Raw genomic sequence first — 20,517 nt, forward strand, 5'->3', positions numbered from 1 at the left:
ATGGCCTACACAGAAAAAAACTATCGTCTTACTCGCCCAGGTGCAGGGCGCTAGAGAATGTTCAGCGCTGCCTGCGCTTGACCGAATATGTCGCCGTACGGAAAGCAACCGTCTTCCTACACTCGTTAAGCTGCGCAGTGGATGCGCCACCGTCAGGCCGTTGACCTGCCCGTCGTACCGTCACCTGCCAAACGGCGCATCCGATGTGACCTGATCGCCTTGCGCAGCTTCACCCACCTGTCACCTCGATTCGTTATAAGGTTATTGACGAACAGAGCTGACGGTCTCCCCGCAAGGGGATAACACGCGACGCTTCCATCAATAACAAGCCCAAGCGGAGTACCACAGATGGCGTTCTTCACCGCAGCCAGCAAGTCCGACTTCCAGCATCAACTGCAAGCGGCACTGGCGCAGCACATCAGTGAACAGGCACTGCCACAAGTGGCGCTGTTCGCTGAGCAATTCTTCGGCATTATTTCCCTGGACGAACTGACCCAACGTCGCCTTTCCGACCTGGCCGGTTGCACCCTGTCTGCCTGGCGCCTGCTTGAGCGCTTTGATCACACCCAACCGCAAGTGCGGGTCTACAACCCCGATTACGAACGTCATGGCTGGCAGTCGACCCACACCGCGGTCGAAGTACTGCACCATGACCTGCCATTTCTGGTCGACTCGGTACGCACCGAGCTGAATCGCCGTGGCTACAGCATCCACACCCTGCAAACCACCGTGCTCAGCGTGCGTCGCGGCAAAAAAGGCGAGTTGCTGGAAATCCTGCCAAAAGGCACCCAGGGCGAAGGCATTCTGCAAGAATCGCTGATGTACCTGGAAATCGACCGTTGCGCCAATGCCGCCGAACTCAACGTGCTGAGCAAAGAGCTTGAGCAAGTGCTGGGCGAAGTGCGCGTGGCCGTGGCCGATTTCGAACCGATGAAAGCCAAGGTCCAGGACCTGCTGGCCGGTATCGACGCGAGTCAGTTCAGCATCGACGGCGAAGAAAAAGCCGAGATCAAGAGCTTCCTGGAATGGCTGGTGGGCAACCACTTCACCTTCCTTGGCTATGAAGAGTTTGTGGTACGTGACGAGGCGGACGGCGGTCATATCGAATATGACACCGGCTCCTTCCTCGGTCTGACCAAATTGCTGCGTGCCGGCCTCACCGCCGAAGACACGCGCATCGAAGACTACGCCGTGGCTTACCTGCGTGAACCGACCGTGCTGTCGTTCGCCAAGGCCGCGCACCCAAGCCGCGTGCACCGTCCGGCGTACCCGGACTATGTGTCGATCCGTGAGATCAGCGCCGACGGCAAGGTGATCAAGGAACACCGCTTCATGGGCCTCTACACCTCGTCGGTGTACGGCGAAAGCGTGCGAGTGATCCCTTATATCCGCCGTAAAGTCGCGGAAATCGAGCGCCGCTCGGGCTTCCAGGCCAAGGCACACCTGGGCAAAGAGCTGGCCCAGGTGGTTGAAGTCTTGCCGCGTGATGACCTGTTCCAGACCCCGGTCGACGAGCTGTTCAACACCGTGATGTCGATCGTGCAGATCCAGGAGCGCAACAAGATTCGCGTGTTCCTGCGCAAAGACCCGTACGGTCGTTTCTGCTACTGCCTGGCCTACGTGCCGCGCGACATCTATTCCACCGAAGTGCGCCAGAAGATCCAGCAAGTGCTGATGGATCGCCTGAAAGCCTCGGACTGCGAATTCTGGACCTTCTTCTCCGAGTCCGTCCTGGCCCGTGTGCAGCTGATTCTGCGGGTTGACCCGAAGAACCGCCTGGACATCGACCCGCTTCAACTGGAAAAAGAAGTGGTGCAGGCCTGCCGCAGCTGGCAGGACGACTACGCCAGCCTGGTGGTGGAAAGCTTCGGCGAAGCCCAGGGCACCAACGTGCTGGCGGATTTCCCGAAAGGCTTCCCGGCAGGTTACCGCGAGCGTTTTGCTGCGCATTCGGCTGTGGTCGATATGCAGCACCTCAACAGCCTGACCGAAGCCAACCCGTTGGTCATGAGCTTCTATCAGCCGCTGGGCCAGGTCTCCGGCCAGCGAGAGCTGCATTGCAAGCTCTACCACGCCGACACGCCACTGGCGCTGTCCGACGTGCTGCCGATCCTGGAAAACCTCGGCCTGCGCGTGCTGGGCGAGTTCCCGTACCGCCTGCGTCACGCCAATGGCCGTGAGTTCTGGATCCATGATTTTGCGTTCATTGCCGCCGAAGGCGTGAACCTGGATATCCAGCAGCTCAACGACACCCTGCAGGACGCGTTCGTGCACATCGTGCATGGCGATGCCGAAAACGATGCGTTCAACCGTCTGGTACTTACCGCCGGCCTGCCTTGGCGCGACGTGGCGCTGCTGCGTGCTTACGCGCGTTACCTCAAGCAGATCCGCCTGGGCTTCGACCTGGGTTACATCGCCAGCACCCTGAACAACCACACCGACATCGCTCGTGAGTTGACCCGGTTGTTCAAGACCCGCTTCTACCTGGCGCGCAAGCTCACCGCCGATGACCTCGAAGACAAGCAGCAACGCCTGGAACAAGCGATTCTCTCGGCCCTGGACGATGTTCAGGTGCTTAACGAAGACCGCATCCTGCGTCGCTACCTGGACCTGATCAAGGCTACCCTGCGCACCAACTTCTACCAGACCGACGCCAACGGCCAGAACAAGTCGTACTTCAGCTTCAAGTTCGACCCGCGTGCGATTCCTGAGCTGCCCAAGCCGGTGCCGAAGTTTGAAATCTTCGTGTACTCGCCGCGCGTTGAAGGCGTGCACCTGCGCTTTGGTAACGTTGCGCGCGGCGGCCTGCGCTGGTCCGACCGTGAAGAAGACTTCCGTACCGAAGTGCTCGGCCTGGTAAAAGCCCAGCAGGTCAAGAACTCGGTCATCGTGCCAGTGGGTGCGAAGGGCGGCTTCCTGCCGCGTCGCCTGCCATTGGGCGGCACCCGTGACGAGATCGCGGCCGAGGGCATCGCCTGCTACCGCATCTTCATTTCCGGCCTGTTGGACATTACCGACAACCTCAAGGACGGCGCCCTGGTGCCACCGGTCAACGTCGTGCGTCATGACGACGATGACCCGTACCTGGTCGTCGCGGCGGACAAGGGCACTGCGACCTTCTCCGACATCGCCAACGGCATTGCCATCGACTACGGCTTCTGGCTGGGCGACGCGTTCGCTTCCGGTGGTTCGGCAGGTTACGACCACAAGAAAATGGGCATCACCGCCAAGGGCGCGTGGGTCGGTGTGCAGCGTCACTTCCGTGAGCGCGGCATCAACGTGCAGGAAGACAGCATCACCGTGGTGGGCGTCGGCGATATGGCCGGTGACGTGTTCGGTAACGGCTTGCTGATGTCCGACAAGCTGCAACTGGTCGCGGCCTTCAACCACCTGCATATCTTCATCGACCCGAACCCGAACCCGGCGACCAGCTTCGTCGAGCGCCAGCGCATGTTTGAGCTGCCGCGTTCGGCGTGGACCGACTACGACACCAGCATCATGTCCGAAGGCGGCGGGATCTTCTCGCGCAGTGCCAAAAGCATCGCTATTTCGCCACAGATGAAAGAACGCTTCGACATCCAGGCCGACAAGCTGACCCCGACCGAACTGCTCAACGCCTTGCTCAAGGCGCCGGTGGACCTGTTGTGGAACGGCGGTATCGGCACTTACGTCAAGGCCAGCACTGAAAGCCACGCCGACGTGGGCGACAAGGCCAACGACGCGTTGCGCGTCAATGGCAATGAGCTGCGCTGCAAAGTAGTGGGCGAGGGCGGTAACCTCGGCATGACCCAATTGGGCCGTGTGGAATTCGGCCTCAATGGCGGCGGCTCCAACACTGACTTCATCGACAACGCCGGTGGTGTGGACTGCTCCGACCACGAAGTGAACATCAAGATCCTGCTCAACGAAGTGGTGCAGGCCGGTGACATGACCGACAAGCAGCGAAACCAGCTGCTGGCGAGCATGACCGACGAAGTCGGCAACCTGGTGTTGGGCAACAACTACAAGCAGACCCAGGCGTTGTCCCTGGCCGCGCGCAAGGCTTACGAGCGTGCTGCCGAGTACAAGCGCCTGATGAGCGACCTGGAAGGCCGTGGCAAGCTGGACCGCGCCATCGAGTACCTGCCGACCGAAGAGCAGCTTGTGGAGCGTGCCTCCACCGGTAAGGGTTTGACCCGTCCAGAGCTGTCGGTGTTGATCTCCTACAGCAAGATCGACCTCAAGGAAGCCCTGCTCAAGTCGCTGGTGCCGGATGACGACTACCTGACCCGTGACATGGAGACCGCGTTCCCACCGAGCCTGGTGGCCAAGTTCGGCGAAGCCATGCGCCGTCACCGCCTCAAGCGCGAAATCGTCAGCACCCAGATCGCCAACGACCTGGTCAACCACATGGGCATTACCTTCGTTCAACGACTCAAAGAGTCGACCGGCATGAGCCCGGCGAACGTGGCCGGTGCTTACGTGATCGTGCGTGACATCTTCCACCTCCCGCACTGGTTCCGTCAGATCGAAGCCCTGGACCACCAGGTGTCCGCCGACGTGCAACTGGAGCTGATGGATGAGCTGATGCGCCTGGGCCGTCGTGCCACGCGCTGGTTCCTGCGCAGCCGTCGCAACGAGCAGGACGCTGGCCGCGACACCGCGCACTTCGGTCCGCACCTGGCGGCGTTGGGCCTCAAGCTCGACGAATTGCTGGAAGGCCCGACCCGCGAAGGCTGGCAGAACCGCTACCAGGCCTACACCGAAGCCGGCGTACCGGAATTGTTGGCGCGCATGGTTGCAGGCACGACCCACCTGTACACCTTGCTGCCGATTATCGAAGCCGCCGACGTGACCGGGCATGACGCCGCCGAAGTGGCCAAGGCCTACTTCGCCGTCGGCAGCGCGCTGGACCTGCCGTGGTACCTGCAGCAGATCAGCGATCTGCCGGTGGCCAACAACTGGCAGGCCCAGGCCCGCGAAGCGTTCCGCGACGATGTGGACTGGCAGCAACGGGCGATCACCATCTCGGTACTGCAAATGGCCGACGCGCCACAAGACATGGAAGCCCGCGTGGCCCTGTGGCTTGAGCAGCACCAGGACATGGCCGATCGCTGGCGCGCAATGATGGTCGAAATCCGTGCAGCAGTCGGCACGGACTACGCCATGTATGCGGTCGCCAACCGTGAGTTGCTCGACCTGGCGTTGAGCGGTCAGTCGGTGCTGCAACCGGCTTGATCCCTCGGTAAAACAAAAGCCCCCGTATCGTAAGATGCGGGGGCTTTTTGTTGGCGCCACATTCATCAAACCCCACACACCCAATGTGGGAGCTGGCTTGCCTGCGATAGCGGTCTTTCGGTAACAGGAAGGCTGCTGACCCACCGCTATCGCAGGCAAGCCAGCTCCCACAGTTTGATGTTCATCCACTTGGACTCAGTGGTGTTTGAGTAATTTGCTTTCCAGATGATCCAGGTGCTGAGTCATCAGGGTCACGGCGCCACTTGAATCGCGTTGCTCCACCGCATCGACAATTCCCACATGCTCCTGCCACGCGCAGTAGGTGCAGGCTTTCGCCTCATATTGCGCAATGATCAACGACGTCAGTGGCACCAGGCTGTTGAGGAATTGCGCCAACGGTGCGTTGCCTGCCATCTGCGCCAATTGCAGATGAAACTCCCCCGATAATCGAATCGCTGGCCCACGCTGGTCGCGTTCGATGCAGTCGCGCTCCCGTGCAATCAACTCGCGCAGCTGGCGTATCTGCGGGGTGGTCGCTTGGGCGCAGGCCAACTGCACCACGGTGATCTCGGTCATCCGCCGCGCCTCCAGAATCTGACGCGCCTGCTGCGCATCCGGCGCCGCCACCTGGGCACGCTGGTTGGGGCGCAGGATGATCACTTGCTGATGGGACAGCTTGGCCAGCACACGGCGAATCACACTGCGGCTCACACCAAAGGTTTCGCCCAGGCTCTCTTCGGTAAAACGGCTGGCCGGGGCGATGCGTTGTTCGAGGATGGCATCGAACAGGCGTGGGTAGATGTCATCCACCGAAAGTTTTTTACCGCCAACCAGGCGCAGGGCAGGGAGGACGGCATTGCGTTGCAGGGCGGGGGCGCTCATGGTCGGTCTCCAAAAAATCAGCTGCCCAGATGGTCGTCCGGGATATTCAAACGAATGCCCATGCGCAGGCCTTCCTGGAGGATATGTCGGCGCATTTCGGCGCTGGCCAGGGCGCTGTTCTTGTTGCGGATGGCGCGCACCACGGCGTCGTTTTCCTGCAGGCGTTCGGCCAAGTGCTCGGGTGAATTGCGCAGTACCTGGGCGCTTTGCTTTAGGGCGTTGCTGGTTTGTTGCACCACGTTCTGGAAGATCGGGTTGGACGTCAGGGCGAACAGCTCTTCGTGAAAGCCGATGTAGGCGTTCATGCCCGCTTCGGCGTCGCTGGCATCCAGGGCTTCGCGCATGTCCATCAAGGTCAGGCGCAATTGGCCGACTTCCTTGCTGCTGATGGACTGGGCCACCAGGCCGACAATGAAGGGTTCGAGGGTGTAGCGCAGTTGCAGGATATCTTCGAGGCTGGCGTCGGCCACGGCGTCGCTGGACTGTGGCTCGCTGACACTGGTTTCCAGCACGACCACGCCTTTGCCGGGCATCGAGCGCACCAGGCCCAGGGTTTCCAGCACGATCACGGCTTCGCGCAGGCTCGGGCGGCTGATGCCCATCTGCTCGGCCAGTTCACGCTGGCCGGGGAGCATGTCGCCCTGGCGCCACTGGCCCCGCTTGAGTGCGGCGCGCAGTTTTTCTACGACTGAGTTGACGACGGTTGAAGTGCTGATCACGTCTACGTCTCCTTGATGTTGCCAATAGGGTCGCGATTCCATGTGGGACCCGACAAGCCAGCTCCCACAGTTGGATCGCGTTGCTAGAATTCCTGATGCGCCGGCAGCACCGGCTTCTTGGCCTGGAAGGCATACCCTTGCTCGCCATCGAGCACCTTGTTGGCGCGCTGGATATCAATGTCTTTTTCCCAACGGGCAATGGCCACGGTAGCGACACAGTTGCCGATCAGGTTAGTCAGCGCGCGGCCGATGCCCATGAACCAGTCCACCGCCAACACCAGCACCAGCCCCACCACCGGAATCGCCGGGATCGCGGTCAGCGTGGCCGCCAAAATCACCAGCGCCGAGCCCGGAATGCCGTGGGCACCTTTGGAGGTGATCAACGACACCAGCAGGATGGTCAGCAAATCAGTCATCGACAGCGGTGTGCCGGTGGCATTGGCGATAAATACGATGGCCAGGGTCAGGTAGATCGAGAAACCGTCGAGGTTGAACGAATAACCGGTCGGAATCACCAGGCCGACGGTGGAGCTGCCAATGCCCAAGTGCTCGAGTTTACGCATGATCTGCGGCAATACCGCGTCGGAGGAGGCGGTGCCCATCACGATCAGCAGCTCTTCGCGCAGGTACTTGAGCAGCGGCAGCATGCGCAGGCCGGACAAACGCATCACCAGGCCCAGCACCAGCCCGACAAAAGCAAAGCAGGTCAGGTAGAACAAACCCACCAGGCTGCCCAGGTGCTGCAGCGAATCCAGGCCGTAGGTACTGGTGGTAAAGGCGATGGCGCCGAATACACCGATCGGCGCCAGACGCACAATCATGCCCATGATGCGAAAGATCACGTGGCTAAGCTCGTTGATCAGCCGTGAGATACCGGAAGCGGCTTCGCCCACCAGGTTCAGCGCGCTGCCGAACAGCACCGAAAACAGCAGCACTTGCAGCACATTGTTGTCGGCAAAGGCGCCGATCACCGAATTGGGGATCAGGTCCATCAGGAACTGGCTGGTGCCGCGAATGTGCTGGCCCTTGTCGGCCAGCTCATTGAGACCGGCGGATGACAGTTGCTCCAAGTGAATATTGGCGCCTTGGCCAATACCCGTGCTGAAGGCCATGATCAGGCCGATCACCAGGGCGACGGTGGTCAGCACTTCGAAGTAGATCACTGACTTCAAGCCAATGCGTCCGACCTTCTTCAGGTCGCCGGCGCCGGAGATCCCGCTGACCACCACGCAGAATACGATCAGGCCAATCAGCATTTTGATCAGCTTGATAAAGCCGTCACCCAGGGGTTTGAGTTGTGAGGAGAATTCGGGAAGGGCCAGGCCGCAGATAACGCCTAACATCAGGCCAATCACGACTTGCAGGAAAATCGAACGCGAGCACCATCTGAGCATGGGAGGGATCTCTATTCGGTGCCCTGGTGGTTCCAGGGCTTAATTGTTGTGGTCTTACCGGTATGTCCAGTGCGCGGCCAGTCTACGCTGGGTTTTTTTCAAATCACAAGTAAATATTCGACGGTTGTCAGGTCCCGGTCTGACCAGTTGGTCGGTAAGGGTGATGCTTGAGCGGTTGGCGGGCGGTAAATTTTTTCGCTTATGATCCGCGCCTTGATTGGCGAGGTAGTCGATGGACAAACCAGGGTTGACCACGGATTCAGCAGGCCAGACTCACTGCACCTGGCGCACGGCCGCGCCGGAGTACCCGCGTTACCACGACGCCGAGTGGGGCGTGCCGGTCGCAGACGATATCCAACTGTACGAGAAGATCTGCCTGGAAGGTTTCCAGGCGGGCATGGCGTGGATCACCATTTTGCGCAAGCGCGAGCAGTTTCGGGCGGCGTTCGAAGGGTTTGATTTTCGCCGTGTCGCCCACTACACCGAGGCCGATATCGAGCGGCTGATGAACGACCCAGGCATCGTGCGCAACCGCGCGAAGGTCGTCTCGACCATCAATAACGCACGCCGGGCCTGTGAGTTGGTGGACGAAACCGGTTCGCTGGCGCGCTGGTTGTGGGCGTTTGAACCCACGCCCGAGGAACGCCCGGCGGTGGTGGACATGGCGTACTGGACCGGCAACCCGACGTCACCGGCGTCGGTGCGTTTGTCCAAAGCCTTGAAGAAGCGCGGCTGGACCTTTGTTGGCCCCACCACGATGTACGCGCTGATGCAGGCGATGGGGATGGTCAATGATCACTTGGAGGGCTGCGTTTGCCGCCCGCGCATAGAGGCGATACGCCAACAGTTCAAGCGCCCTTGAGTGTGTGGCGAGGGAGCTTGCTCCCGTTGGACTGTGCAGCAGTCTCCCGATTTTTGGGGGCGCTTCGCACCCCAGCGCAAGCAAGCTTGCTCGCCACAGTAAGCTTGCTACCCCAGGGATTTTGCGGTGCCTGGAAGGTCAGGTCAGGACAGGAAGCCACCGTCCACATTCAGCGACACACCGGTGGTGTAGCTGGACGCATCACTGGCCAGGAACAGCACCGCACCGGCCATCTCGCTCGGGTCGGCTACGCGCTTGAGCGGGATCTGCGCCAGGGCCACCTTCAGGATCGCGTCGTTCTTGACCAGCGCCGAGGCGAACTTGGTGTCGGTCAGGCCCGGCAGCAAGGCGTTGCAACGGATGCCGAACGCCGCGCATTCCTTGGCAAACACTTTGGTCATGTTGATCACGGCGGCCTTGGTCACCGAGTAGATGCCTTGGAACACGCCCGGGGAGATGCCGTTGATCGAGGCCACGTTGATGATGCTGCCGCCGCCGTTGTCGCGCATCAGCTTGCCGGCTTCCACCGACATGAAGAAGTAACCGCGGATGTTCACGTCAACGGTCTTCTGGAAGGCGCCCAAGTCGGTGTCCAGTACGTTGCAGAATTGCGGGTTGGTTGCAGCGTTGTTAACCAGGATATCCAGGCGCCCAAACTGTTCGCGGATACCGGCGAACACTTGGGTAATCTGCTCCATTTCGCCGATATGACAGGCCACGGCGGTGGCTTTGCCGCCCGCGGCGATGATCGCGTCGGCCACGTGCTGGCAGCCTTCGAGCTTGCGGCTGGAGACGATCACATGGGCGCCTTGCTGGGCCAGGAGCTTGGCGATGGCTTCACCGATGCCACGGCTGGCGCCGGAAACGAAAGCGATCTTGCCGTCGAGGTCGAACAGGTGGGTCTTGGACATGCTGGGTTCCTTGCTCTTGTAGTCAGAGGGCTGATTTAGCGATGACATTCAGGCTCATTTGCTCCAGCAGCTTGTTCATATGGATGAACTGCGCAAAGCGTTTGTCCTGGGTCTGGCCGTGAAAAAAGCGGTAGTAGATCTGCTGCACAATGCCGGCCAGGCGGAACAGGCCGTAGGTGTAGTAGAAGTCGAAATTATCGATCTGGATGCCGGAGCGCTCGGCGTAATAGTCGACGAATTGGCGACGAGTCAGCATGCCCGGCGCGTTACTGGGCTGGCGGCGCATCAGTTGCACGGGCGCAGGGTCAGCGGCTTCGATCCAGTAGGCGAGGGTGTTGCCCAAGTCCATCAGCGGGTCGCCCAACGTGGTGAGTTCCCAGTCCAGCACGCCGATGATCTGCATCGGGTTGTGCGGGTCGAGGATCACGTTGTCGAAGCGGTAGTCGTTGTGCACGATGCTGGAGGTCGGGTGGTCGGCCGGCATCTTGTCGTTGAGCCACGCGCGCACGGTTTCCCAGCTGGGTGCGTCGGGCGTCAGGGCTTTTTCGTAGCGGTCGCTCCAACCGCGGATCTGGCGTTCTACATAACCTTCGGGCTTGCCCAGGTCGGCCAGGCCGCAGGCAGCGTAGTCGACCTGGTGCAGTTCGACGAATTTATCGATAAAGCTCTTGCACAGCGCCTCGGTCTTGGCCGCGTCCAGGCCCAGTTCGGCCGGCAGGTCAGAGCGCAGGATGATGCCGTTGACGCGCTCCATCACATAGAACTCGGCGCCGATCACCGACTCGTCAAGGCAGTGCACATAGGCTTTGGGGCAATACGGGAAGCCGTCCTTGAGCTGGTTGAGAATGCGGTATTCGCGGCCCATGTCGTGGGCGGACTTGGCTTTGTGGCCAAATGGCGGGCGGCGCAGCACGAATTCCTGGCCAGGGTATTCCAGCAGGTAAGTCAGGTTGGATGCGCCACCGGGGAACTGGCTGATCTTGACCGTGCCGGCAAGGCCCGGAATATGCGCCTTGAGGTAGGGATCGATGAGGCTGGCATCAAGTTCTTCGCCGGGGCGAATATGGGTCGATTGGTCGTTAAGCGCCATGCTTATCCCTTCTGCTTATTCTAAAGGCCTTGGACTATTGGCTAATCTAATGCGCACCGCCGCCCAGCGACAAGGTCGGGGCGGCTTAATAGGTTAGCGTGTTGGACGATGATCAGCGGGCCTGATGTGCTCAAATCACCAGCATGGCCCGGCCACCGGGGTTGCACGACAAATTGGCACCGATTTCGACTTTTGCCAGGTCGATGCCCAGGCCGGCGAGCAGGTTGTTGACGATGGGGTCGAGCAGCGGGCCGAGCAGCCCGGCAATCAAGCCGCCCAGGGTGGTGAGCAAGCCGTTGACCACGCCCGTGACCAGGCCCAACACGGCGCCCAACAGGCTGGCCATTTTGGGCGGGTGGTTGATCAGTTGGATGCCGGTGAGTGTTTGCTTGAGGCTGCTGACTGCGTTCGAGCTGGCGAATGCGTAATAGAGCGGTTGCTGGTTGATAGCGGGCGGCTCGGTGTAGGTGTGCGCACGCTGGGTTTTCAACACGTCGCTGTCGATTCGGATGCCCAGGCCGCCCGCCGCAAAGGCCTGCCTGTCGCTACACACGCCGGTGCCGCGCTTGCAGGTTTTAGTGCCGATATCCACCACCGGGTACTCGTCTACCTTGAGTTTTTCTGTGGACGAGTACAGATTCTTGGGGTCAACCTGGCCAATCATCGCGCGCAATGCCGAGGTTTCGCCGAGTACCGACAACGACTTTTTGCCGCTGTCGCAACTGTAGCCAGTGACCATAGCGCTGCCGCCAGCGGCTTCCAGGGCGATGTCGAGGGTGTCGCCGATTTCCAGGCTGGCGACCAGGCAACAATTGGGATCGAGTAAGCCAAACAGGCCGCCCAGCAGGTCACTGAGCGCTTGCACCGTGCCACCCAGCAGGTTATTCACCAGCGTGACGATCGGCAGTTTTACCGAAATCAAAGTGCGCACCTGGGCGGTGCGCACATAAATGGGCTGCTTGGCGATATCCTTGGGGTTGCCGATGCTGGAAACCTGCCCGGGCTCGATCACTTTGGTCGACACGGTCACGCCGAGCAGGCCCAGCACATCCACCGGCAGCTCAACGGCAACTGCGCTGGCCTTGTTCGACAGCTGCACAAAGCCCTGGATCAGGTTGAACAGTTGCAGGTTCACATCCAGCGCACTTTTGTCGGTGCCGTTCTGGATATTGATCAGGTCGCCCAGGTGCAGGATCTGCGTGCCCGGCGCAATCAGCTTGATGGCTTCCAGGTTGTTGATCACCACTTTGACCGCGTCACCGCCCAGCTTGAGCACATCAATGGCCGCCTGGATCAGTTGGCCTACAGTGGCGTCGGTCTTGAGCAGTTGGTCGTAGTTACCGGCGCTGACTTTCAATTGGATGGCCAGCGCATCCAGGTACTTGAGCAAGCTGATATCGGTATTGAGCAGCCCATTCCAGCCGACTGCGTCCAACTGCAACTTGCCGCCCAGCAGGCCGCCGATCAAGGCGTTGAGGGCGACAGACTGGGTGCTGTCCACCGTTAACAAGGTGCTGCGAACCGTGAGCTGGGCAACCGTTGGGGTTGGTGCGGCGGCGACGGCGGTGGCGCTGAGCAGCGTTGTCAGGTTGACGGGCTGGCCCGAGAACAGCGTGAGCAAGCCATGGGCAAGGCTGGTGTGCACGCGATGGGTGGCAATCACCCGGATGGCATCGGTTTTGCTCGGGTCGGCGCTGAACGTGCGCATAAAATCTGCGCCGGTGGCCAGGGTGCCGCAGGCGGTCGCCAGCGTGCGATTGTCGTCAAGGCTAAAGTTGTTGCGTGCCGCGCTTTCGGTCGCAAATTGTGCGGCATTGTTAGCGGGCGCCGCGCATGTGCCGCTGCGGCTCACCGCTTCCAGCGCAGCCGTATCGGCCACACGCTGCAATTTGCGTTTCTCCAGGTACAGGCGACCGCTGTCGACCACCAGCAGCAGAAACAGCAGCGCAATACCAAGGGTTACCGCGCCTATCAGGCCGATGGCGCCGCGTTGGCGGGCCGGGCCGAGTCCATGGCCAATCATTGTGCGTTCCTTCGCCGGTCCTGCACCGACGTCCTGAGCATCCCCGCAAGCAGTGTAGTCAGGTTTTGCGTCGGCGCTGGCTAATCGCTACTAGTTGCGCGGCGGCAGGGTAACCGGTGTCAGCACTGGGCGGCCGGCGAAGTATTCCACCAGGTTATCGGTCACGCGCTGCACGGTGTCGTGTGCCGCTTCCGGCGACAGGCCGGCGACATGGGAGGTGAGCACGGTATTGCTCAGCCGCTTGAGGGCGTCGGGCACTTTCGGTTCATCGTCGAACACATCCAGCGCGGCACCGCCGATACGCCGTTGCTCCAGCGCAGCCACCAAGTCCGCAGTCACCACCACGCTGCCGCGTCCGATGTTCACCAGGTAACCGTTCGGCCCCAGCGCATCCAGGGCATGGCGATCAATCAGGTGGCGGGTGCTGGCTCCGCCCGGCGTGGCCAGGATCAGGAAGTCCGAGGTGCGCGCCAGCTCCACGGCGGTTGCGCAATAGGTGTAGTCCACATCGTCGCGGGGCTGGCGGTTGTGGTAACTCACTTCCATGCCAAAGCCGAGGGCGGCACGTTTGGCAATCTCCATGCCCACTGCGCCGAGACCGAGAATGCCCAGTTGCTTGCCGCCCAGGGAAGGGCGCATCACTTTCGGCCATTCGCTGCGCCGCACCGCCGCGTCAGTCTGGGGAATGCCACGCACCAGCGCCAACAGCAACGCCATGGCGTGGTCAGCCACTGACGGCGCGTTTACGCCGGCGCCGTTGGTTACCACGATCCCGCGATTGCTCGCCGCTTGCAGGTCCACGTGCTCATAGCCGGCGCCGATCACGCAGATAATCTCGAGCAACGGCAGCGCCGCGATTTCCTCGGCATACAGCCCCAGCGGGCCACGGGTGAGTACCGCCTTGATCTGCGCGCCGTGGGCCTTGATCGCCTGGGCACGCTCGGCCGGTGTCGGCGCCAGAATCACATGGAAGTCGTTACTCTCGATGATTTGCAGGTATTCGTTGATGGTTTCAACCAGGACCAGAACAGTGGTGGACATCGGAAGGCTCTTCCTGAAGGGTTTGATAGGAGGAGTATGCGGGATTTGTAAGACGGAACGATTTGTTCGGTCAGAAAAAATCCCGCACAGGCAGTTCTAGAACTCAACATCCTGAGCTTTCACCCGCTTCACAAACGCCCCCGCCAAGGTCGCATTGTGATGCTCGATGATCGCCTTGGCCGGCAAGGTCGGGGTGTCCATGCAAGTATGAGCGTCCTCGGGCAGCATCACCGAAAACCCAAGCTCGGCCGCTACTCGGCACGTGGTGTCGATGCAAAACTGGGTTTTCATGCCGACCACCACCAATTCATCGACCTGTGCCGCCGCCAGTTGTTGCGCCAGGTCAGTGCCCAGGAAGCAGCTGGGGCGGGTTTTGTTGAACAGGTGATCGTGAGCGTCGTCGACGTCGAGGCCATGCCACAGTTGCCATAACGGGCTGCCAGCTTCGATCGGCGAACCTGCCGGGCCGGTGTGGCGAGCGACGAAGATAGCCACGTTGGCCCTGCGGGCGCGCTGGATAAGCTGGTTGATGGTGCCCAGCACGCGCTCGCGCTCGAAGGGCTGTTGCGGCCCGTCGTATAAACCGGTTTGCATATCGATGATCAACAGGGCGTTAGCCATGGTCTTGCTCCTTGCAGTGGCCAGCGGGCGGGGCAATAAAAAGGCCCCGTCCATTGCTGGCGGGGCCTTGGGGTGTTTCGGGGGGTTTTTAGCTTTCGCACCCACAGCCACCGCCCGACCCGCCATAAGCGGTCGTGGTGGTGGTGCGGGTGAGGCGGCGCTGAATGAGATTCATGGCTCGATCATGCTGGGGCGGGCGCGTGGTTGTCAACGGCGCTGCCATAGCTTCCTCAAAGGGCTGCCGCCACACTGCCATTATTGGGCAGAATCCGCCTGCTGCGCCTGGATTTGCTCTGCTTGCGCGATCGGCCTGAAATCGTAGGTAGGATAGAATTCCGTTGTGTAGGCGCCCCAGGCAGTGCGCTCTATCGCCAGATTGACCTCTACCAGGCGCGAAGCCGGCAGGCGTAGCACGACGATCTGTCCGATGCCCATGGTGACATTCCAACTGACCACTTCAACCCCGGCAGGAGGAAATACCTTGTGAAAGGCTTGCTTCGCCAATTGTGCCTTCAACTCGCTCAAGGGCCGCGACTGATCATGTTTGAGAAACACCGTTAACATGACGGCGTTATCAGCTGTAGCCGCCACAGTGCTTACGCTGGAGGGAGCGGCGGTGTTGGCAGTGGCTGTTGCGGGCAACAGAGCAACAGTCAACAGCACAGGTATTAACAATGATGTGAGGGCGTTACATGGCTTCATTTTGGGCACCTTGCAGTCTATTAATTCAAGCGGCGTAGCATCAGGCGTGAGGGCTGACTAGTTCGACAGCGCAGTTTTTATCGGGCCGATATAAGGCGCATGGACGACATAGATTCGAACAGGAGGGTTGTTGGCAATCATGTCGCGAGGTACTTCGCGCGAGTAGGTGAACTCGTTCTTATCCAGTTTTTCCAGTCGCCTGACCACGGTTTTGACCGGTCCCACATCGGGCACCAGAATATGGGTATTTTGGTCGCCTGTGACAAGGAAGTAGCCGCCACCGCCATCGGCGTATTTTGAAAGCCCGGTGTCAGCATAGAAGAACTCATAACGGTTGCGCTGTGGGTCCCACATTGAAATGCCCACCACACCGGGGTAGTTGGCCTTGACATCCTTATCCGGGGCACCCTCGATATAGACTTTGGTGGTCAACCATTGTGGGGAAGAGGCCAGCGCCTGGATATCCCGTTCAGGCGCGGTTGGCGTTGCGTAACTTTCGCTGGATTTAAATAGGCCGATAAGACACAGACCAGTTAATACAATACTGAGTGTTTTCATTCTTGAATTCCTGAGGCTGCTGGCTAAGAGCGCGGCATGATGTTTGTGCGAGGGACGCGGCGATCTTAGTGTGTGCTCTGGCGGCGGCTCAATGGTTATGTATGGTCTTGTAATAGTTAATGGTCTATCTCAGTGGAAATATTATTTAGATGTAGGCTGTGTCTGCTTTAAATGTCGGATACTTCTTGGAAGTTGCTTCGTTTAACGGATTTTTGGCAAGGCCATAACCTTTCGCAGCCCACGAAAGCTGCCGTCCGCCACCCTCCTTGAATTGCTGCGCCGCTCAACCATTCCTCAGCTAAGTCTTTGCTTATTCGAGAGAATCCCGGACAATCCGGCCCCTTCTATGGTCGAGGCGCTGCCTGTCAGGTTTTTCTGACTCGCCCCGGCCGTGTAAATGCGGAGATCCGACCGGATGAATGATCAGGCCAATAGCGTCGACGAACGCTATGCAACGACACCTGCAACCCTCACAAGCTGGAGCCGCCAGGACACCACCTGGATGCTCGGCCTGTTCGGCACCGCTATTGGCGCCGGTACTTTGTTTTTGCCGATCAACGCCGGCCTGGGCGGCTTCTGGCCCCTGGTGATCCTGGCATTGCTGGCGTTCCCGATGACGTTCTTCGCTCACCGTGGCCTGACGCGCTTCGTGCTGTCCGGCCGTGCCGGCTCTGACATCACCGACGTGGTTGAAGAGCATTTCGGCCTCAAGGCCGGTGCACTGATCACCTTGCTGTACTTCTTCGCCATCTTCCCGATCCTGCTGATCTACAGTGTGGCCCTGACCAACACCGTCAGCAGTTTCATGGAACACCAACTGCACATCATGCCGCCGCCACGGGCGATCCTGGCCTTTGTGCTGATCCTCGGCTTGCTGGCCGTGGTGCGTTGCGGCGAGCAAGTGATCGTCAAGGCCATGAGCCTGATGGTGTATCCGTTTATCGTTGCCTTGCTGTTCCTGGCGGTGTACCTGGTCCCGCACTGGACCGGTGGCATTCTCAGCACTGCCAACGAAGTCCCGGCGCCGTCTGCGCTGCTCAATACCTTGTGGCTGGCGATTCCGGTGATGGTGTTCTCGTTCAACCATTCGCCGATCATCTCGGCCTTCGCGGTTGATCAGAAGCGCCAGTACGGCGCCAATGCCGATGAACGCAGCTCGCAGATCCTGTGCCGCGCGCACCTGTTGATGGTGGTGATGGTGCTGTTCTTCGTGTTCAGCTGCGTGCTGACGCTGTCGCCGGCGCAGTTGGCCGAAGCGAAAGCGCAGAACCTGTCGATCCTGTCGTACCTGGCCAACCACTTCGACAACCCGACCATCGCCTTCGCCGCACCGTTGATTGCATTCGTGGCGATTGCCAAGTCGTTCCTGGGCCACTACATCGGCGCCAGTGAAGGCCTCAAGGGGCTGGTATTGAAAACCGGGCGTCGTCCGGCTGCCAAATCCCTGGACCGCATGACCGCCGCGTTCATGCTGGTGGTGTGCTGGCTGGTCGCCACGCTCAACCCGAGCATTCTCGGCATGATCGAAACCCTCGGTGGCCCGATCATCGCGTCGATCCTGTTCCTGATGCCGATGTACGCGATCCGCAAGGTGCCGGCCATGGCCAAGTACCGTGGGCAAGCATCCAATGTGTTTGTCACCGCGGTGGGCCTGGTCGCGATTACTGCGTTGGTTTACTCGCTGTTGTCCTGATGACAGACGCCGGGTAGCAAAGCCGATTCGCGCACTGCGTGAATCGGCTTTTTTTTGTGTCCGAAAAAATCCCCATGCCAATGAGGGCTAAGCTGTCGACGTGTTGGTTCCCTTTGGAGATACCCATGGCTCGGCCCCGCCCGCAATTGGTCACAGGCAAGCTGGAAAAACTGCACCCTACACAATTGACGGTCGGTATGGCGGAAGTCGCTGCCAAGCGCGACGCCTGGACCAAACTCAAGCGCAAGGAGCGCGCCGCCGCCCTCGACAAGCACTGGTTCCCTTGTGTGCTGGGGCCGGACGAGCGCTACTACATCACCGACCATCATCACTTCGGTATGGCTTTGATTCTGGAAGAGGTCAAGAGTGTGTCGCTGCTGATGCTCAAGGACCTGTCATTCGTGGAGCGCAGCACCTTCTGGAATGTCATGGCATTCAATCAATGGGTCCACCCCTACGACGCGCGCGGTTTGCGGCGTACCTATGAGGCCATTCCCCGCAAGATTACCGACCTGCAGGACGACCCTTACCGCAGCCTTGCCGGCCTGCTGCGTACCGCCGGTGGTTACGCCAAGGACGCAACGCCGTTCAGCGAGTTTTTGTGGGCGGACTTCTTTCGCAGCCGTATCGGCAGCGATGTTGTCAGCCAGCCAAATGCCAAATTGTTGGGCAAGGCCATGACTCTGGCGCGCAGCCAGGAAGCTCGTTATTTGCCAGGATGGGTTGGGCCGATTGAAAACTGAAACCGTTACGCCCGTTGCCGTACCCCCCAATCGTACCCAGGACATCCTGGCCGGGTTGTCCATCGCCGGGTTACTGCTGCCGGAGGCTGTGGCGTATTCCAGCATCGCTGCGTTGCCGCCGCAGGCCGGTGTGATCGCCTTGTTTGCCGGGCTGGTGTGCTACGGCCTGTTGGGCACCAGCCGTTTTGCAATTGTCTCGGCCACTTCCTCTTCTGCGGCGGTATTGGCGGCTGCCACCGCCAGCCTGGCCGGGGATGATCCAGCGCTGAGGCTGTCCCTGGCCTTCGGGCTGGTGCTGATCACCGGCGTGCTGTTTGTGTTGGCCGGTTTGTTCAAGCTGGGCGGTGTGACGTCGTTTATCGCCAAGCCGGTGCTACGCGGTTTTGCCTTCGGCCTGGCGCTGACCATCATCCTCAAGCAACTGGCCAGTGTGGTGGGCGTACACCTGACCGATAACAACCTGATCCGCTTTCTGCCGCAGTTACTGGAGCAATTAGCGCACTGGAATTGGCCGGCGGCACTGGTGGCAGCGGCAGCATTGGCGGTGTTATGGCTGTGCGCGCGAATCCCGCGCCTGCCGGGCGGCTTGCTGGTGGTGGTCGTGGGGATTGTTGCCGGGCAGTACCTGGGCTTGCAGGCCCATGGCGTGGCCTTGATCGGCATGATTGATCTGCGCCTGGAGCTGGGGCACTTTCCCGTGCTGCCGTTCGCGGATTGGTTGCGCCTGGGCGAGTTGGCGTTTGCCTTGGTCATGATCCTGTATGCGGAGTCCTACGGCTCTATCAGTTCGTTCGCACTTAAACATGGCGACCGGGTGTCATCCAATCGCGATCTGTTGGCGCTGGGCGCGGCGAACCTGGTGTCCGGGTTGTTCCACGGCATGCCCGCCGGCGCGGGCTATTCGGCGACGTCGGCGAATGAGGCTGCCGGCGCCGGTTCGCGCCTGGCGGGCATCGTTGCGGCGCTGGTGGTGCTGGTGATCGTGTTGACGGTGCTGCCGCATGTGGCGTTAACGCCGGAGCCGGTGCTCGCAGCCATCGTCATCTATGCGCTGGGCCGTGGCTTGAGCCTGCAACCCCTGGGCCGTTACTTCCTGTGGCGCCGCGACCGGTTGCTGGTGATCTGCGCGGTGGCGGCAGTGCTTGTGCTGGGCGTGCTGGATGGCTTGCTGGTGGCGGTGGCGATCAGCGTAGTGTTGATGCTGCGCCAGATGTCTTCGGCGGATATTCAAGTGCTGGGGCGCCTGGGCGACAGTCATGACTTTGTTGACCGTCAACACCATGCGGATGCGGTGCAGGTGCCTGGCTTGCTGATTGTGCGGCCCAGTGAGGCGCTGTTTTTCGCCAATGCCGAACGCATCCTGGGCGCGGCGTTGCGCTTGATGCGTCAGTCGCCGGTCGAGGCGGTGGTGTTGAGCCTGGAAGAATCGCCCGACCTTGACGGCACCAGTATCGAGGCGCTGGCGGCGTTTTTTGCGCAGGTGCACGGGGAGGGCAAGCGGCTGGTACTGGCGCGGGTGCGGCATGCGGCGATGGAAGTGCTGCAAGCCTTGCCCGAAGCCGTTGCGCCACAGGTTTTGCTGAGTGCCTTGAGTGTTGATGGTGCAGTGCAGTTGGCGTTGCACGCCAGGTCTTGAGTGCAAGTGATCAAAAAATGTGGGAGCTGGCTTGCCTGCGATGGCGGGTTGTTGGTGGTGTACATATCCGTTGCTGCGGTAACGGCTTCTATTGGTTCCGCTCTTACAGCGGGTCACTTTTGTAAAGACACAAAAGTAACCAAAAAGTCTTCGCCCCAACACTCGGTGCCTCGCTATGGCTCGGCATGCCCGCAATCCGACAGTGATTTGGGGGGCCGCCGCGATGGGCCATCCTTGGCCCAGCGCGGCTAAACCGGCATCCCTGCCGGTTTACCCCCCAAATCACTGTCAGATTCCGGCCATCGTGTTTAACGGGGCGATTTCAGATCAAGATCAAGATCAAAAGCGCAGATCAAAAGACCGCTGACTTCGTCATCGAAAAGGATGTAAGAGCCGGAGCAACAGCAACAGCAACAGCAACAGCA

The 20,517-nt window shown here is 60.4% G+C and carries 15 protein-coding genes; 5 read left to right on the forward strand and 10 right to left on the reverse strand.

Going from position 1 to position 20,517, the window contains the following annotated elements:
- Positions 1-348 precede the first annotated feature (348 nt).
- Entirely contained in the window at positions 349-5,217 is a 4,869-nt protein-coding gene (locus tag AOA62_RS17825; RefSeq protein ID WP_099549325.1) for an NAD-glutamate dehydrogenase, read from the forward strand.
- Positions 5,218-5,412: 195 nt separating this feature from the next.
- Here AOA62_RS17825 and AOA62_RS17830 read toward each other — a convergent pair whose 3' ends face one another.
- The 3 genes from AOA62_RS17830 to AOA62_RS17840 all read right to left on the reverse strand — a co-directional run bounded on the left by AOA62_RS17830 (position 5,413) and on the right by AOA62_RS17840 (position 8,227).
- Positions 5,413-6,099: a GntR family transcriptional regulator gene (locus AOA62_RS17830; protein ID WP_099549326.1), complete on the reverse strand. Its 687-nt coding sequence runs from the start codon at positions 6,097-6,099 to the stop codon at positions 5,413-5,415.
- Between the two features lie 17 nt (positions 6,100-6,116).
- The gene (locus AOA62_RS17835) at positions 6,117-6,818 is read right to left on the reverse strand and encodes a FadR/GntR family transcriptional regulator (protein WP_099549327.1); all 702 of its coding nucleotides are present in this window, start codon (positions 6,816-6,818) and stop codon (positions 6,117-6,119) included.
- 83 nt (positions 6,819-6,901) lie between these two features.
- Positions 6,902-8,227: a C4-dicarboxylate transporter DctA gene (locus AOA62_RS17840; protein ID WP_169986452.1), complete on the reverse strand. Its 1,326-nt coding sequence runs from the start codon at positions 8,225-8,227 to the stop codon at positions 6,902-6,904.
- A 217-nt stretch (positions 8,228-8,444) separates the two neighbouring features.
- Between AOA62_RS17840 and AOA62_RS17845 the strand changes: the two genes are divergently transcribed.
- The gene (locus AOA62_RS17845; protein WP_099549328.1) at positions 8,445-9,074 is read left to right on the forward strand and encodes a DNA-3-methyladenine glycosylase I; all 630 of its coding nucleotides are present in this window, start codon (positions 8,445-8,447) and stop codon (positions 9,072-9,074) included.
- 143 nt (positions 9,075-9,217) lie between these two features.
- Here the strand turns inward: AOA62_RS17845 and AOA62_RS17850 are convergent, their stop codons facing one another.
- From AOA62_RS17850 to AOA62_RS17880, 7 genes are all read right to left on the reverse strand, one after another.
- A complete protein-coding gene (locus AOA62_RS17850; protein ID WP_017136641.1) occupies positions 9,218-9,985 on the reverse strand; it encodes an SDR family oxidoreductase in 768 nt (255 codons plus the stop codon).
- 22 nt (positions 9,986-10,007) lie between these two features.
- Positions 10,008-11,075, reverse strand: a complete 1,068-nt coding sequence (locus tag AOA62_RS17855) for a phosphotransferase family protein (protein ID WP_099549329.1) — start codon at positions 11,073-11,075, stop codon at positions 10,008-10,010.
- A gap of 130 nt (positions 11,076-11,205) precedes the next feature.
- Positions 11,206-13,098: a pilus assembly protein TadG-related protein gene (locus AOA62_RS17860; RefSeq protein ID WP_099549330.1), complete on the reverse strand. Its 1,893-nt coding sequence runs from the start codon at positions 13,096-13,098 to the stop codon at positions 11,206-11,208.
- A gap of 90 nt (positions 13,099-13,188) precedes the next feature.
- Positions 13,189-14,139, reverse strand: coding sequence for a 2-hydroxyacid dehydrogenase (locus AOA62_RS17865; protein WP_099549331.1), 951 nt, complete (start codon positions 14,137-14,139; stop codon positions 13,189-13,191).
- Between the two features lie 96 nt (positions 14,140-14,235).
- The gene (locus AOA62_RS17870; RefSeq protein ID WP_017136637.1) at positions 14,236-14,760 is read right to left on the reverse strand and encodes a cysteine hydrolase family protein; all 525 of its coding nucleotides are present in this window, start codon (positions 14,758-14,760) and stop codon (positions 14,236-14,238) included.
- Between the two features lie 255 nt (positions 14,761-15,015).
- Positions 15,016-15,462 (reverse strand): hypothetical protein, encoded by a 447-nt coding sequence (locus AOA62_RS17875; RefSeq protein ID WP_017136636.1) that lies wholly within the window; start codon positions 15,460-15,462, stop codon positions 15,016-15,018.
- Between the two features lie 57 nt (positions 15,463-15,519).
- The gene (locus tag AOA62_RS17880) at positions 15,520-16,020 is read right to left on the reverse strand and encodes a DUF4822 domain-containing protein (protein WP_099549332.1); all 501 of its coding nucleotides are present in this window, start codon (positions 16,018-16,020) and stop codon (positions 15,520-15,522) included.
- 415 nt (positions 16,021-16,435) lie between these two features.
- Between AOA62_RS17880 and AOA62_RS17885 the strand changes: the two genes are divergently transcribed.
- The 3 genes from AOA62_RS17885 (at position 16,436) to AOA62_RS17895 (ending at position 20,092) form a co-directional block, all read left to right on the forward strand.
- Positions 16,436-17,713, forward strand: coding sequence for a serine/threonine transporter (locus tag AOA62_RS17885; protein ID WP_017136634.1), 1,278 nt, complete (start codon positions 16,436-16,438; stop codon positions 17,711-17,713).
- A gap of 125 nt (positions 17,714-17,838) precedes the next feature.
- A complete protein-coding gene (locus AOA62_RS17890; RefSeq protein WP_017136633.1) occupies positions 17,839-18,456 on the forward strand; it encodes a ParB-like protein in 618 nt (205 codons plus the stop codon).
- Positions 18,446-20,092, forward strand: a complete 1,647-nt coding sequence (locus AOA62_RS17895) for a SulP family inorganic anion transporter (protein WP_099549333.1) — start codon at positions 18,446-18,448, stop codon at positions 20,090-20,092. The genes AOA62_RS17890 and AOA62_RS17895 overlap by 11 nt, the downstream gene beginning before the upstream one ends.
- Positions 20,093-20,517: the final 425 nt, after the last annotated feature.

The organism is Pseudomonas sp. 2995-3, from assembly GCF_002742565.1.
GTDB lineage: Bacteria > Pseudomonadota > Gammaproteobacteria > Pseudomonadales > Pseudomonadaceae > Aquipseudomonas > Aquipseudomonas edaphica.

Bases quoted from the DNA above. Each gene is read 5' to 3' on its own strand.
- AOA62_RS17850 (WP_017136641.1), bottom strand. From the start codon at position 9,985: ATGTCCAAGACCCACCTGTTCGACCTCGACGGCAAGATCGCTTTCGTT.
- AOA62_RS17885 (WP_017136634.1), top strand. From the start codon at position 16,436: ATGAATGATCAGGCCAATAGCGTCGACGAACGCTATGCAACGACACCT.
- AOA62_RS17890 (WP_017136633.1), top strand. From the start codon at position 17,839: ATGGCTCGGCCCCGCCCGCAATTGGTCACAGGCAAGCTGGAAAAACTG.
- AOA62_RS17875 (WP_017136636.1), bottom strand. From the start codon at position 15,462: ATGAAGCCATGTAACGCCCTCACATCATTGTTAATACCTGTGCTGTTG.
- AOA62_RS17880 (WP_099549332.1), bottom strand. From the start codon at position 16,020: ATGAAAACACTCAGTATTGTATTAACTGGTCTGTGTCTTATCGGCCTA.
- AOA62_RS17870 (WP_017136637.1), bottom strand. From the start codon at position 14,760: ATGGCTAACGCCCTGTTGATCATCGATATGCAAACCGGTTTATACGAC.
- AOA62_RS17865 (WP_099549331.1), bottom strand. From the start codon at position 14,139: ATGTCCACCACTGTTCTGGTCCTGGTTGAAACCATCAACGAATACCTG.
- AOA62_RS17830 (WP_099549326.1), bottom strand. From the start codon at position 6,099: ATGAGCGCCCCCGCCCTGCAACGCAATGCCGTCCTCCCTGCCCTGCGC.
- AOA62_RS17860 (WP_099549330.1), bottom strand. From the start codon at position 13,098: ATGATTGGCCATGGACTCGGCCCGGCCCGCCAACGCGGCGCCATCGGC.
- AOA62_RS17855 (WP_099549329.1), bottom strand. From the start codon at position 11,075: ATGGCGCTTAACGACCAATCGACCCATATTCGCCCCGGCGAAGAACTT.
- AOA62_RS17825 (WP_099549325.1), top strand. From the start codon at position 349: ATGGCGTTCTTCACCGCAGCCAGCAAGTCCGACTTCCAGCATCAACTG.
- AOA62_RS17845 (WP_099549328.1), top strand. From the start codon at position 8,445: ATGGACAAACCAGGGTTGACCACGGATTCAGCAGGCCAGACTCACTGC.